The organism is Planosporangium thailandense (genome assembly GCF_011947195.1).
In the GTDB taxonomy this organism is placed as follows: Bacteria; Actinomycetota; Actinomycetes; order Mycobacteriales; family Micromonosporaceae; genus Planosporangium; species Planosporangium thailandense.
Genome location: NZ_JAATVY010000001.1, coordinates 139,762 through 153,906, shown reverse-complemented (window position 1 = coordinate 153,906; position 14,145 = coordinate 139,762). Strand labels below are relative to the sequence as shown.

Sequence of the window (14,145 nt, the reverse complement as noted above, 5' to 3'; positions counted from 1 at the left end):
AAACGCGGGTGGTCTGAGGCCTGAGCGTAACGCGTGACCGCGCCGCGCGTAGCGGTACCGCTGCATTCGGCCGACTTTCCCCGCCGTCCGGGCCCGGCTGACGGCCGTGGCTGGCCCGGATGGTGTTGACTATGGGCCGTGCGGACGGGCGAGAAGGGCCGGGTACACAGCCGGCGGGCTGTGTTGGCGGCGGCGGTCGGCCTGGCCGGCGTCGCCGCGACCGGTGCCTGCGACGACCCCGGGTCGGCGGCCTCGCACCCGGTGCCCCCGGACCCCCTGAACCCCTTCTACCGCGACACCGCGGCGCTCCTGGGCCGCTACGAGGCGACCATCGCCGCCCAGCCCGGCCTCGCCGGACGCCTCGGCCCGATCCGCGACGCGCACCGGGCGCACCTGCAGGCCCTCGCCCGCGAGATCGGCCCCGGCCTCGACGCACAGTCCTCGGCTGCGCCGTCCGCCGGGGCCTCCGGTGACAGCACCGGGCCGCAGCCGGCCCCCCTCACCAGTCTGCTGGCCGCCGAGAAACAGGCGGCCTCGGCGGCGAGATCCGTCTGCCTCACCGCCCCCTCGTACCGGGCCGCGCTGCTGGGCTCCATCGCCGCCGCCCGGGCCACCCACGTGGTGGTGCTGTCGTGAACTGCGGGCACGACAACCGCGGGCGGGGCGCCGGAGCGGCCCGGTGACGGCGGAACGGCTCGCGGACGCGCTGCGCGCCGAGCACGCCGCGATCTACGCGTACGGGGTGCTCGGCGCCCGCCTCGACGCGGCCACGCTGCCGGTGGCCACGGCGGCCGAGGCGGCCCATCGCCAGCGCCGCGACGCCCTGATCCTGCGCCTGAACGCGCTGCACGCCACGGCGCCGCCGGCGGAGCCCGCGTACGCCCTGCCCGCGCCGGTGACCGATCGGGCCTCCGCGTTGACGCTCATGATCGGCGTCGAGGAGCGCTGCGCGGGGGTCTGGGGCCAGGCGCTGGCCGCTGTGAGCGGCGACGACCGGCAGTTGGCCGTGGATGCCCTGACCGACTGCGCCGTCCGGGCGACCAGGGCGCGCACGCTCGCCGGGGTGACGCCGGCAACGGTGCCCTTCCCCGGCCGCTGACGATCACTCTTCGGGGTGTCGCACGCGCGGCGATTTGCCATGGCCATACTCGGTATACATACTCGGTAGCCATGTCGATCAAGTTCGGCCTACTCGCGCTGCTCGAACGCGGAGCGATGTACGGCTACCAGCTACGCGCCGCGTTCGAGGAGTCCACCGGAGGCACCTGGCCACTCAACATCGGGCAGGTCTACACGACCCTCACCCGCCTGGAACGGGACGGCCAGGTGCGCTCGCTGCCGGAGTCGGACGCCGGACAGCGGCCGTACGAGATCACCGAGGCCGGCCGCGCGGAGCTGGCGATGTGGTTCGCCACCCCGATCAGCCGTACCGACCGGCCACGGGACGAGCTGGCGATCAAACTCGCGCTCGCGCTCACCACGCCCGGTGTGGACGTCCGCGCGGTGGTGCAGACGCAGCGCGCGGCGACCATGCGCACCCTGCAGGAGTACACCCGGCTCAAGGCGAAGTCCGACGCGTCGACCGACCTGCCCTGGCGGCTGGTGCTCGACGCGATGCTGTTCCAGGCCGAGGCCGAGATGCGGTGGCTGGACCACTGCGAGGCCAGCCTGGTCCGGCACCGGCCCGCCCCGGCGACCACCCGGCCGGAGTCCGCCCCGGCGACCACTCAGCCGGCGCCCGCCCCGTCCGAGGAGGAGGCGCGTCAGCGATGAACGTGCTGGAACTTCGTGACGTCCACCGCACCCACGGCACCGGCGACACCGCTGTGCACGCGCTGCGCGGACTTTCCCTTCAGGTGCGCCCCGGTGAGCTGATCGCGGTCATGGGACCGTCCGGCTCGGGCAAGTCCACCCTGCTCAACCTGGCCGGTGGGCTCGACCGCCCCACCCGGGGCGAGGTACGCGTCGAGGGGCGGGTACTCGCCGAACTGTCGCACCGCGGGCTGGCCGAGGCGCGCCGGCGCGGCATCGGATACGTCTTCCAGGCGTTCAACCTCCTGCCCAGCCTCACCGCCGTGGAGAACGTCGCGCTGCCGCTGGAGCTCGACGGCGTATCGGTACGCAAGGCCCGACGGGAGGCGCTGCGGTCGCTGGCCGACCTTGAGCTCACCCACCTGGCCGACCGGTTCCCCGACCAGATGTCCGGCGGCCAGCAGCAGCGGGTGGCCATCGCCCGCGCCCTGGTCGGACCGCGCCGGCTGGTCCTCGCCGACGAACCCACCGGCGCGCTCGACTCCGAGACCGGAGAGGCCGTCCTGCGCCTGCTGCGGACCCGGGTCGACGCCGGCGCGGCGGGAGTGCTGGTCACCCACGAGGCGCGCCATGCCGCGTGGGCCGACCGGGTGATCTTCCTACGCGACGGGGTGGTCGTCGACTCCTCCGGCCCGCTCGCGCAGCCGGAACAGCTCCTCGCCGTGCCCGGGGCCGGCGCGTGAGCCGGTTGTGGAGCGGATGGCACGCCGCGCTACGGGTCGCCCGCCGCGAGGCCCGGCGCAGCAAGGGCCGGTCGACGCTGGTCATCGCCATGATCGGGCTGCCGGTCGCCGCACTCGCCTTCGCCGCGGTCACGGTGGACATGTTCACGCTGCGGCCGATGGAGAAGCTGGAGCGCATGGCGGGAGCCGCAGACGCTGTGGTGATCCAGGCCGCCGACGGGCCGGTACACCAGGAGCCGGACCGGCTGATCTGGGCCCGGGACAATGGCGAGGAGCCCCCGCCGGCCGACCTGGACGCGGCCGCGGCCCGGGACGCCGTGCGGGCGGCACTGCCGCCGGGAAGCCGGATAGTCCCTGACGTCACGTTCGCCGTGCAGGTCGACACCGCGACCGGGGTCGGCGAAATAGAGGGGCGAGCCCTCGACCTGACCAACCCGATCACGCGGGGCATGGCCGTGCTGCGCGGTGGACGGGCACCGCACGGCCCCGGCGAGGTGGCGCTGTCGCGGCAGGCGGTCACCCGCACCGGCGCCGGCGTGGGCGGCACGCTGCGCCTGCCCGACGGGCAGCGGTACCGGGTCGTCGGCGTCGTCGAGTTCCCCGACCGGCTCCGCGAGCTCGCGCTGTTCGATCCGGCTCATCCACCGTCCGGCAAAGCGGTCTCGAACGCCGGTGAACGCCTGCTGGTGGACACCCCCGCTCCCCTGCGCTGGTCCGACGTCAAGCGGCTCAACCAGCGCGGCGTGGTGGCCCTGTCGCGGGACGTGGTGCGCCATCCGCCCGCCGCGAGCGAGGTCGTCCCGGTTGTACAGGGCGGCTCGGTGACGACGGAGAACGTGTCGCTGGGGGCGCTCGTCGTCGGCATGGCGGTACTGGAGATCGTCCTGCTGGCCGGGCCGGCGTTCGCCGTCGGTGCCCGGCGCCGCCAGCGGGACCTGGCGTTGCTGGCCGCGAACGGCGCGACCCCCGCGCACCTGCGCCGGGTGGTGCTCGCCGACGGGGTGGTGCTGGGCGGCGCCGGCGCAATCGCCGGGATCGTCGTCGGCATCGCGGTCGCCTTCGCCGCCCGATGGCCGGTGGAGGAGTACCTGGCCCACTCCCGTGCGGGTGGGTACCGGGTCTTCCCCCTGGCGCTCGCCGGAATCGCGGCGTTCGCGGTGACCACAGCGCTGCTCGCGGCCACGGTACCGGCTTTCGTGGCGGCCCGGCAGGACGTGGTCGCCGCGCTCGCCGGCCGCCGGGGCGCCACCCGGTCCCGCAAGCGGTGGCTCGTCCTCGGCACCGTACTGGCGGCATCCGGCGCGGCCCTCGGCGACCTCGGCGCCTGGCGGGTCTCGACGCCGCTCATCCTCGCCGGGCTGGTCGTCGCCGAGTTCGGCCTGGTGCTGTGTACTCCGGCACTCGTCGGACTTGTCGCCCGGATGGCTCGGATCCTGCCGCTCTCAGCGCGGATCGCGCTGCGCGACACCGCGCGCAACCGCGCCGCCGCGGCCCCGGCGATCTCCGCGGTGATGGCCGCGGTCGCCGGCAGCGTGGCGCTCGCCACCTACCAGGGCGGCGTCGACCTTCAGCAGCGGGGCCAGTACGAACCGTCCCTGCCGCACGGGTACGCGAGCGTGCGGTTCGACGACCCCTCGGGCGACGCGGCCACCTCGTCACCACCCGTCGGCGCGGCGGCCGAACTGCTGCGCACGAGCCTCGCCACCCGCGAGGTCGTGCCCGTGGTCGGTGCCGAGTGCCGGCCCGCCGAGTCCGAGGCGGCCTGCGAGCCCCGACTGAGCATGCCCACCGCCCGGCGCTGCCCGTACCTGGACCAGGACGAGGCTCGGCAACTGACCATCGCCGAGCAGCGGGCCGCCGCCCACGACCCGCGCTGCCGCACCAAGGCCTCATGGTCGTACGGCGTCGTCGACGTGCCGTTCGTGGTGGACGACGGCACCCGCCTGGCGACGCTCACCGGCGCCAGCGGCGACGAACTCCACCGCGCGGTCGAGACGCTGCGCGCCGGCGGCGTCGTGGTCTTCGACCACCGCTACGTCGACAACGACGAGGTCACGATCGAGCTCGCGATCCACCCGCTCGCCGGGGCCGTGCCGGGGCCACCCGCGCTGCGGACGTCGGTGCGGGCGCGCGGGTACGCCCTCGACGGCGGGACGGCCACCGCCCAGGCGATCATCTCCCCCACGATCGCCCGGCAAACGGGCCTGGAGCAGCAGGTCAAAGGGCTCGTAGCGGCGACGGTCCACGTGCCGACGCAGGCCGAGCGGGACCGGCTGGCCGCCGGCCTGCACCGCCTCGACGGGCATTACGCGTGGTCGGTGGAGGACGGGCCGGCCAAGGGTAGCGGTCTCATCATGACGGTCCTGAGCGTCGCGGCGGCGGTCATCGCGCTCGGCGCGGCCGGCATCGCGACCGGGCTGGCCGCCGCCGACAGCCGCCCGGACCTGGCCACCCTCGCGGCGGTCGGCGCTTCGCCGGGCGTGCGGCGGCGGCTCTCGCTGAGCCAGAGCGGGGTGATCGCCGGGCTGGGTTCGGTACTCGGGGCCGGGGCCGGTCTGGGCGCCGCCGTCGCGGTGCTGGCCGCGCTGAACCACCGCTACGCCGACACCTGGCCGGCCCCGCCGCCATACCCGATCACGGTGCCCTGGTTGAACCTGACGGTCGCGCTGCTGGTCGTACCCGCGATTGCGATGCTCGGCGCCGGCCTTCTCACCCGCTCGCGCCTACCGGTTGAGCGGCGTCTGTGAGACCCGCGGTGGCCGGGGCTGGTCCCCGGCCACCCGCCGACCCCAGACTGAACGCCATGAATGCATACACGTCCCTGATCAGGCGACTGGGCCACCAGGCGTGGTTCGCGGCCACCGCCCGCCGGCTCGTGCCCGTCGACCGCTGGCTCGCGCGGCGCACCGGCGGCCGCTGGTCGGCGATCGGCCGCCACGGGCTGCCGTCGCTGCTGCTGACGACCACCGGCCGCAAGAGCGGCCAGCCGCGCACCCAGCCCCTGTTGTACGCCCGCGACGGCGATGCGTTCGTCGTCATCGGCTCCAACTGGGGACAGGCACACCACCCGGCCTGGTCGGCGAACCTGCTCGCCGACCCTGACGCCATCGCGAGCGTCGACGGCACCCCGATCCCGGTACGCGCGACGCTCGTCACCGACGCCGAGCGGGACCGGCTGTGGCGGCTGGCGCTTTCGACCTGGCCGGCGTACCGCACGTACGAGCGGCGCGCGGGCGGCCGGGACCTGCGGATCTTCCGGCTGGAGCCGCGGTAGTCGGCGACCCCGGCCCCGGGACACCGTCAGCCGACGCTCGCGCCCACCGCCCGGCCGATGCCGTATGTGACCCCGGCCGCGGCGATGCCCAGCACGAACTGGCGCAGGCCGCTGCTCCACCACGGCCGGTTGGTGAACCGGGCGGTGAGCGCACCGGCGACGAAGAGCCCGATCGCGCCCGCGACCAGCGCCAGCCACAGCGCGTGCGACCCGAACAGGTAGGGCAGCAGCGGCACCAGCGCGCCGGCCGAGAAGCACACGAACGACGAGACCGCCGCGACCCACGGGCTGGGCGTGTCGTGGGGGTCGATGCCCAGCTCCTCCTGCGCGTGCACCCGCAGCGCCTGGTCGACGTCGTGGCTGAGGGCGGTCGCCACCTCGTGGGCGAGCTCCGGCGGCAGGCCCCGCTTGATCCACACCTCGGCCAGCTCCTTGGCCTCGGCCACCGGGTTGCGCTCCAGCTCGCGGCGCTCCTTGGCGACCTCGTGCTCGACCTGCTCGTTCTGCGTGCGCACACTCGTGTACTCGCCCAGGCCCATCGAGATCGCGCCGGCCACCAGGCCGGCCACGCCGGTCAGCACGATGCTGTGCGGGCTGACCCCGCCACCGCCCACGCCGGCGATCAGCGAGATGTTGGTGACCAGGCCGTCCATGGCGCCGAAGACCGCCGGCCGCAGCCAGCCGCCCGACACGTCCGTGTGGTGCGCCTCGTCGTGGGCCGCCGGGCTGGCGTCCCGGTCGGTCCTCGTGCCGCGCGTCCCCGCCGGGGCGGTATTAGCCTTCTGTACCGTTTCGTCGCTCGTGTGCGTCACGCCGACGATCCTACGGAAGAGTCAGGATCTCCGACCCGTCTTCGGTCACCACCAGCGTGTGCTCGAACTGCGCGGTCCACTTCCGGTCCCGGGTCACCACGGTCCAGCCGTCGCGCCACATCTCGTACTCGTGCGTGCCGAGCGTGATCATCGGCTCGATGGTGAACGTCATCCCGGGCTCGATGACCGTCGTCAGCGCCGGGTTGTCGTAGTGCGGGATGTACAGGCCCGAGTGGAACGTCTCGCCGATTCCGTGCCCGGTGAAGTCGCGGACCACGCCGTACCCGAAGCGCTTGGCGTACGACTCGATGACCCGGCCGATCACGTTGATCGGCCGGCCCGGCGCGACCGCTTTGATGCCGCGCATCATCGCCTCGTGGGTGCGCTCCACGAGCAGGCGCGCCTCCTCGGAGACGTTGCCGACGCAGAAGGTCGCGTCGGTGTCGCCGTGCACGCCGTGGATGTACGCGGTCACGTCGACGTTGATGATGTCGCCGTCCTCGAGCACCGTCGAGTCCGGGATGCCGTGACAGATCACCTCGTTGAGCGAGGTGCAGCAGGACTTGGGGAAGCCCCTGTACCCGAGCGTCGAGGGGTACGCACCGTGGTCGCACAGGAACTCGTGGACGACGCGATCGATCTCGTCCGTGGTGACACCGGGCTTGCAGTACTCACCCGCCAACTGCGTGGCCTGCGCCGCGAGCCGCCCGGCGATGCGCATCTTCTCGATCGTTTCCGGGGTCTGGACATCGGATCCCCGGTTGGGCCGGGGCCCCTTGCGTCCCACGTACTCCGGGCGCTCGATGTGCGGCGGCACCTGCCGCCAGGGGGTCTGCTTTCCAGGCTTCAGGGGGGCACGGACGGTCATGCACCCAGCGTAGCCGCCTACAACGGCATCGACGGCACGCCATCCGTGGGCCGGTCGGCGGCAACGGCCCGCCGGGCGGCCGCCGCGGCCGTCAGCGCCGCGAACATCCGCAGGTCGGAGGTCTCCTCCGGATGCCACTGCACGCCGACGACGAACGTCCGCTCCGGGTCCTCCACCGTTTCGATCAGCTCGTCCTCGGGGCACCACCCGGTGGGCGTCAACCGCCCCGGATCCTGCACGCCCTGGTGGTGCAGCGAGTTGACCATGACCGTGTCACCCAGGATGCGGTGGCAGGCGCTGCCCGCGGCGAGGCGCACCGGGTGCGTGCCGTACTTCGGACCGGTGGCGGGCCGGTGGTTGTCGTGGCCCAGGAGGTCGGGCAGGTGCTGGTGCAGCCGACCGCCGTACGCGACGGTCAGCAGCTGCATGCCACGGCAGATGCCCAGCACCGGCAGGTCGGCGGCGACCGCCGCGTGCACCAGTAGCAGCTCGGCGGCGTCCCGCTCCGGCCGGACGTAGGTGGCCGGGTGGGGCGGCTCCCCGTAGAGAGCCGGCCCCAGATCCGAACCGCCGGTGAAGATGATCGCGTCCAGCCCGTCGAGCGCGTCGACGTCGGGGGCATCCGGGGTGATCAGCACGGCCCGACCGCCGCTGGCGTGCACGGATCGTACGTACGACATCGGCAGGACCGCGGCGACGGTCTCGTTGTGCCCGAACCGGGCCTCCTCCGCGTACGTGGTCAGGCCGATGACGGGCCTCTTACCGTCGCTCACAGCGGCGTGACGTACGCGCCGGTGATGCCGCCGTCCACGACGAACGCCGACGCGGTCATGAACGACGCGTCGTCGCTGGCCAGGAACGCCACCGCGGCCGCGATCTCCTCGGGCTCGGCGAACCGGCCCATCGGTACGTGCACCAGCCGGCGGGCGGCCCGCTCCGGGTCCTTGGCGAACAGCTCCTGCAGCAGCGGCGTGGACACCGGTCCGGGGCACAGGGCGTTGACCCGGATCCCCTCGCGGGCGAACTGGACGCCCAGCTCGCGGGTCATCGCGAGGACCCCGCCCTTGCTCGCCGTGTACGCGATCTGGGAGGTCGCCGCACCCATCAGCGCCACGAAGCTCGCGGTATTGATGATCGATCCCTTGCCCTGCCGCTGCATGTGGGGCAGGGCGTACTTGCAGCACAGGTAGACGCTGGTGAGGTTGACCCGGTTGACCCGCTCCCAGGCGTCCAGCCCGGTGGTGAGGATCGAGTCGTCGTCGGGCGGGGAGATGCCGGCGTTGTTGAACGCGATGTCCACCCGGCCGTGGCGGTCGACCACGCCGTCGAAGAGTTCGGCGACCGACTGCTCGGCCGACACGTCACAGGCGACGAACTCGCCGCCCACCTCCTTGGCCGCCGCCGCACCGGCGTCCGGGTTGAGGTCGACCACGACCACCTTCGCGCCCTCGGCGGCGAACCGCCGCGCGGTGGCGAGGCCGATGCCGCTGCCGCCCCCGGTGACTACCGCGACGCGGTCCCGCAACCTGTCCACTTACTTCTCCCCTATCAGATCATGACTGCTGAGTGCTGATGAAGACGTTCTTGATGTCCGTAAAGGAGGAGAGGGCGTCGGGGCCCAGCTCACGGCCGAGGCCGGACTGCTTCATCCCGCCGAACGGGGTCCAGTACCGCACCGAGGAGTGCGAGTTGACGCTCAGGTTGCCCGAGTCGACGCCCCGCGCCACCCGGATCGCCCGGCCGACGTCGCGGGTCCAGATCGAGCCGGACAGGCCGTACTCGGTGTCGTTGGCGATGGCGAGCGCCTCCGCCTCGTCGGTGAAGGGCAGCACGGACACGACCGGACCGAAGACCTCCTCGCGCCAGTGCCGCTCGCGGCCGTCGCGGGCCAGCAGGACCGTCGGCGGGTACCAGAACCCCGCGCCGGACGGGCAGTCACCCCGGAAGGCGACGTCGGCACCGTCCACGTAGGAGCTGACGACCTCCCGCTGCTTGGCCGAGATCAGCGGGCCCATCTGCGCCGACTCGTCGGCCGGGTCGGTGCACCGGAACGCCTTGACGGCCGGCTCGAGCAGCTCCAGGAACCGGTCGTACACGGAGGCCTCGACCAGGATGCGCGAGCGCGCGCAGCAGTCCTGCCCCGCGTTGTCGAACACCCCGCCGGGCGCGGCGGCCGCGGCGGCCTCCAGGTCGGCGTCGGCGAACACGATGTTGGCGCTCTTGCCGCCCAGCTCCAGGGTCACCCGCTTCACCTGGTCGGCGCAGCCCGCCATGATCTGCTTGCCGACCGAGGTCGAACCGGTGAAGCAGACCTTGCGTACCGCCGGGTGGGTGACGAAGCGCTGCCCCACCACCGAGCCCTTGCCCGGCAGTACCGTGAAGACGCCCTGCGGGATGCCGGCCTCGCACGCCAGCTCGGCCAGCCGGATCGCGGTCAGCGGGGTCAGCTCCGCCGGCTTGAGCACGACAGTGTTACCGGCGGCGAGGGCCGGGGCGAAGCCCCAGCCGGCGATCGGCATGGGGAAGTTCCACGGCACGATCACGCCGACCACCCCGAGCGGCTCGTGGAACGTCACGTCCAGGCCACCGGGTACCGGGATCTGCCGGCCGGTCAGCCGCTCCGGCGCCCCCGCGTAGTAGTCGAGCACGTCGCGGACGTTGCCGGCCTCCCACCGGGCGTTGCCGATGGTGTGCCCGGAGTTGCGCACCTCCAGGTCGGCCAGCTCGTCGATGTGCTGGTCGACCAGGGCCGCGAACCGGCGCAGCAGCCGGGCCCGGTCGCCGGGCGCCACCGCCCGCCAGGCCGGGAAGGTGGCTGCCGCGCGCTCGATCGCCGCGTCGGTCTCCGCCAGGCCCGCCGCCTCGACGTCCGCGACGACCTCCTCGGTCGCCGGATTGATCACCTGCATGCTCTACAACCTCTCGAAACCGCGGTACAGCTCCCAGTCGGTGACGGCGGCGTCGAACGCCGCCAGCTCGACCCGGGCGTAGTTGGCGTAGTGGTCGACCACCTCGGCACCGAAGGCCTCCCGGGCGACCGCCGAGGACTCCCAGCGCTCCGCCGCCTCGCGCAGGGTCCCGGCCACGCGGGGCGCGCTCGCGTCGGCGTACGCGTTGCCGGTGCACGGGTCCTCGAGCTCGAGTGCGTTCTCGATGCCGTACAGCGCGCCGGCCGCCATCGCCGCGATCGCCAGGTACGGGTTGACGTCGCCGCCGGGCACCCGGTTCTCGAAACGCAGCGCGTCCGCCGAATGCCCAACCACGCGCAGCGCGCAGGTCCGGTTGTCGGTGCCCCAGCGCACCGCGGTCGGGGCGAACGAGCCCGGCTGGTAGCGCTTGTACGAGTTGATGTTCGGCGCGTACAGGAGGGTGAACTCGGGCATGGTCGCGAGTACCCCGGCCAGTGCCTGGCGCATCAGCGTCGACATACCGTGGCCGTCGCCTTCTCCGAAGACCGCTTCTCCGCTGTCGGAGCGCAGCGAGAAGTGGATGTGACAGGAGTTGCCCTCCCGCTGGTTGGGCTTGGCCATGAAGGTGAGCGCCATGCCCTCCTGGGCGGCGATCTCCTTGGCGCCGTTCTTGTAGACGGAGTGGTTGTCGGCGCAGGCGAGGGCGTCGGCGAAGCGGAACGCGATCTCGTGCTGGCCGAGGTTGCACTCGCCCTTGGCGCTCTCCGGTTGCAGCCCCGCGTCGGCCATCTCGTTGCGGATGCGGCGCAGCAGCGGCTCGACGCGGGCGGTGCCGAGCAGCGAGTAGTCGACGTTGTACAGGTTGACCGGCGTGAGGTCGCGGTACCCGCGCCGCCAGGCGCCCTCGTAGGAGTCCCGGTAGACGATGAACTCCAGCTCGGTGCCGGCGTACGCGACGAGCCCGCGCTCACCCAGCCGCTCCAGCTGGCGGCGCAGGATCTGGCGCGGCGACGCGACGACCGGCGCGCCGTCGAGCGAGGCGAGGTCGGCGAGCACGAGCGCGGTGCCCGGCTGCCACGGGGTGCGCCGCAGGGTGTCCAGATCGGGCACCATGGCGAAGTCGCCGTACCCGCTCGCCCAGCTCGACATCGCGTACCCGTCGACGGTGTTCATGTCGACGTCGACGGCGAGCAGGTAGTTGCAGCCCTCGGTGCCGTTCTTGACCACCTCGTCGAGGAAGTGACGGGCGTGGAACCGCTTGCCCTGCAATCTGCCCTGCATGTCGGCTATCGCGAGGACGACCGTGTCGATCGTGCCCGCGGCCACCGCCGTGCGCAGCTCATCCAGCGTCAGCATCCGGCCTCTTCCCTACCAAAGGACTAATAGCGAACCATTAACCGAGCAGACCGCGCAAGAGCTGTGCGGTCGCGTCGCAGTGCTCCTCCATCGCCGTACGCGCGCCGGCCGCGTCGCCGGCCAGGATCGCCTCGACGATGCGCGCGTGCTGGGCGTCGGAGTGGTCGAGGTTGCGCCGCAGCACCGGGATGGCCGCGAGCAGCTGATCGAGGCGAAGCTGCACGTCGGCGATGGCCTGCGCGACCGAGGCCGATCCGCTGGCCACGGCGATCGCCAAGTGCAGCCGGGAATCACCCGTGCGGCGTACGGCCGGGTCGCGCTCCCGGGAGGCGGCCAGGCTGGCGACGAGGTACGCCCGGTCGGCCGCCGACAGCGTCCGGCTCGCCGCGAGCGCCGCCGCGCCGGGCTCGAGCACCTGCCGGAAGTCCAACGCGTCGTGCAGCGTCTCGCCCATCTCGCGCGCGAGCGTGGCCGCGTCCGGGCGCTCGTCGGCCGAACCGGAGGCCGGGCCGGACGAGACCACGAAGGTCCCGCCGGCCCGGCCGCGCCGCGATTCCAGGTAGCCGGCCTCGCGCAACGCCCCGATCGCCTGCCGCAGCGTCACCCGGCTCACGCGCAGCTTCTCGGCCAGCTCCCGCTCCGCCGGCAACCGCTCGCCCGCGGTGACCATGCCCAGCTTGATCGCCTGGACCAGCCGGGCCACCGTGATCTCGAACGCGTTGCCGCCGCGTACCGGCCGCCACATCGGCATCCCAGCCTGCTGGTGGTTGTCGGCCGGCATCGGCCTCCCCCTTACGGCTCGTCGACCACGTGCCGCGGTCCGGTGAACCATTTCCGCGCGCTCAGGATCCACCACAGCCACGCGCCGAGCGCGACCACCCCGACCGCGACGATCGTGTAGTTGAAGTTGGACAGCGTGATCGGGCTGGCCGTCGGCAGGACGAACAGGATGCAGATGAGCACGACCCAGACGATCGCGGTCCCGCCCACCAGGCCGCTCCACCGGCCCAGGTTCCACGGGCCGGGCCGGAAGTCCGGGTTGCGCAGCCGCAGGTACACCGGTGCGACGTAGGCGATGTACAGGCCGATGACGGCGATCGACGTCACCGCCAGGTAGGCGGTGGTGTTCACCAGCGACGGCAGCACCAGGATCGTCGAGCAGGTCACGCACAGCCAGATCGAGTTGGTCGGCGTACCGGTGCGCGGGTTGACCTTCTTCCACAGCCGCGAACCGGGCAGCGCGCCGTCCCGGGCGAACGCGTACGACATGCGCGAGTTGGCCGTCACCGAGGCCATACCGCAGAAGAACTGCGCGACGACGCAGATGAAGAGCAGCAGCTTGCCCAGCCCCGAGCCGGCGGCGTCGATGAAGATCTGCGCCGGCGGCAGGCCGAGGGCGGTCGCCGCCTCCTTGTCGTAGCTCTGGATCGACCAGGTGATCGCGAACAGCAGGAAGAAGCCGGCGATCACCGACACGACCACGGACATGACGATGCCGCGGGGCGCGCTGCGCGCGGCGTTGTGGGTCTCCTCCGCGACGTGCGCGCTGGCGTCGTAGCCGGTGTACGTGTACTGGGCCATCAGCAGACCAATGAGCACCGCGTACGCGGTCGCGCCGCCGAAGCCGAACCCGGTGGTGTTCTTTACCTCGAAGAACACCTGGGAGAGGGGCTTGTGGTGGTCGGGCACGACCGCCAGCACCACGACGATGACCGCCACACCCACCAGGTGCCACCAGGCGCTGACGTCCGACAGCACCTTCACCAGGTTCACGCCGAACGTGTTGAGCAGGCCGTGCGCAATGATGATCACCAGGAACGTGCCGAAGAGGTTCCATTTGTTGACCTCGACGCCGGCGGTCATGCTCACGAACGCCATGGTCGTGGTGGCGGCGCCGAAGTCGATGGCGGCGGTCACGGCGACCTCGCCCAGGAAGTTGAACCAGCCGACGAACCAGGCCCAGGCGGCCCGGTTGCGGCGCGCGAGCGCGCTCGTCCACCAGTAGAGCGCGCCGGCGGTCGGGTACGCCGAGCAGATCTCGGCCATGGCGAGGGCGACCAGGGTGACCATGCCACCCACGAACAGCCAGCCGATCGTGATCGAGAGCGGGCCGCCCGCGTTCATGGCGATGCCGTACGAGGTGATCGCACCGGCGAGGATCGAGATGATCGAGAACGAGACGGCGAAGTTGGAGAAGGTGGACAGTCGGCGCCGAAGCTCCTGCTGGTATCCGAGTCGGGCGAGTAGCGACTCGTCGGAGTCGTCGGAGTCGTCGGCCGGCGTGACGGCCGGCTTCGGGGTCGTGGCGCTCATCGGTGTCTCCTCGTCAGGTGCGGTGAAGACAGTGGCGCAGGTCACTGTGCGCCCGATGATTCGCCTGGCTAACAACGCTGTCAATGGATCTCCACCAAATGGTGGATCTGAAACAGAC

14 protein-coding genes are annotated in these 14,145 nt (G+C 72.4%); 6 read left to right on the top strand and 8 right to left on the bottom strand.

Translation table 11 applies throughout. The features are described 5' to 3' along the window. Positions 1–138 precede the first annotated feature (138 nt). From HC031_RS00710 to HC031_RS00685, 6 genes are all read left to right on the top strand, one after another. Entirely contained in the window at positions 139–636 is a 498-nt protein-coding gene (locus HC031_RS00710; RefSeq protein WP_167923147.1) for a hypothetical protein, read from the top strand. A gap of 43 nt (positions 637–679) precedes the next feature. Beyond that, the gene (locus HC031_RS00705; protein ID WP_167923146.1) at positions 680–1,099 is read left to right on the top strand and encodes a DUF4439 domain-containing protein; all 420 of its coding nucleotides are present in this window, start codon (positions 680–682) and stop codon (positions 1,097–1,099) included. Positions 1,100–1,170: 71 nt separating this feature from the next. Continuing rightward, positions 1,171–1,773 (top strand): PadR family transcriptional regulator, encoded by a 603-nt coding sequence (locus tag HC031_RS00700; protein ID WP_167923145.1) that lies wholly within the window; start codon positions 1,171–1,173, stop codon positions 1,771–1,773. Then, the gene (locus HC031_RS00695; RefSeq protein ID WP_167923144.1) at positions 1,770–2,495 is read left to right on the top strand and encodes an ABC transporter ATP-binding protein; all 726 of its coding nucleotides are present in this window, start codon (positions 1,770–1,772) and stop codon (positions 2,493–2,495) included. Before HC031_RS00700 ends, HC031_RS00695 begins: the two co-directional genes overlap by 4 nt. Next, entirely contained in the window at positions 2,492–5,242 is a 2,751-nt protein-coding gene (locus HC031_RS00690) for an ABC transporter permease (RefSeq protein ID WP_167923143.1), read from the top strand. The genes HC031_RS00695 and HC031_RS00690 overlap by 4 nt, the downstream gene beginning before the upstream one ends. 56 nt (positions 5,243–5,298) lie before the next feature. After that, a complete protein-coding gene (locus HC031_RS00685) occupies positions 5,299–5,769 on the top strand; it encodes a nitroreductase/quinone reductase family protein (RefSeq protein ID WP_167923142.1) in 471 nt (156 codons plus the stop codon). Between the two features lie 26 nt (positions 5,770–5,795). Here the strand turns inward: HC031_RS00685 and HC031_RS00680 are convergent, their stop codons facing one another. The 8 genes from HC031_RS00680 to HC031_RS00645 form a co-directional block, all read right to left on the bottom strand. After that, complete coding sequence (locus HC031_RS00680) at positions 5,796–6,461, bottom strand: VIT1/CCC1 transporter family protein (RefSeq protein ID WP_338090450.1); 666 nt, start codon at positions 6,459–6,461, stop codon at positions 5,796–5,798. A gap of 130 nt (positions 6,462–6,591) precedes the next feature. Continuing rightward, positions 6,592–7,449 carry a type I methionyl aminopeptidase gene (map, locus tag HC031_RS00675; RefSeq protein WP_167923141.1) on the bottom strand — a complete coding sequence of 286 codons (858 nt, stop codon included), beginning with the start codon at positions 7,447–7,449 and terminating at the stop codon, positions 6,592–6,594. A gap of 17 nt (positions 7,450–7,466) precedes the next feature. Further along, the gene (locus tag HC031_RS00670; protein ID WP_167923140.1) at positions 7,467–8,222 is read right to left on the bottom strand and encodes a gamma-glutamyl-gamma-aminobutyrate hydrolase family protein; all 756 of its coding nucleotides are present in this window, start codon (positions 8,220–8,222) and stop codon (positions 7,467–7,469) included. Further along, positions 8,219–8,983, bottom strand: coding sequence for a 3-oxoacyl-ACP reductase (locus tag HC031_RS00665; RefSeq protein WP_167923139.1), 765 nt, complete (start codon positions 8,981–8,983; stop codon positions 8,219–8,221). The genes HC031_RS00670 and HC031_RS00665 overlap by 4 nt, the downstream gene beginning before the upstream one ends. Positions 8,984–9,002: 19 nt before the next feature. After that, the gene (locus tag HC031_RS00660; protein WP_167923138.1) at positions 9,003–10,358 is read right to left on the bottom strand and encodes an aldehyde dehydrogenase family protein; all 1,356 of its coding nucleotides are present in this window, start codon (positions 10,356–10,358) and stop codon (positions 9,003–9,005) included. Between the two features lie 3 nt (positions 10,359–10,361). Next, a complete protein-coding gene (locus HC031_RS00655; protein ID WP_167923137.1) occupies positions 10,362–11,714 on the bottom strand; it encodes a glutamine synthetase family protein in 1,353 nt (450 codons plus the stop codon). A 37-nt stretch (positions 11,715–11,751) separates the two neighbouring features. Then, positions 11,752–12,495 carry a FadR/GntR family transcriptional regulator gene (locus tag HC031_RS00650; protein ID WP_167923136.1) on the bottom strand — a complete coding sequence of 248 codons (744 nt, stop codon included), beginning with the start codon at positions 12,493–12,495 and terminating at the stop codon, positions 11,752–11,754. Between the two features lie 11 nt (positions 12,496–12,506). Continuing rightward, positions 12,507–14,027, bottom strand: coding sequence for an amino acid permease (locus HC031_RS00645; protein WP_167923135.1), 1,521 nt, complete (start codon positions 14,025–14,027; stop codon positions 12,507–12,509). Positions 14,028–14,145: the final 118 nt, after the last annotated feature.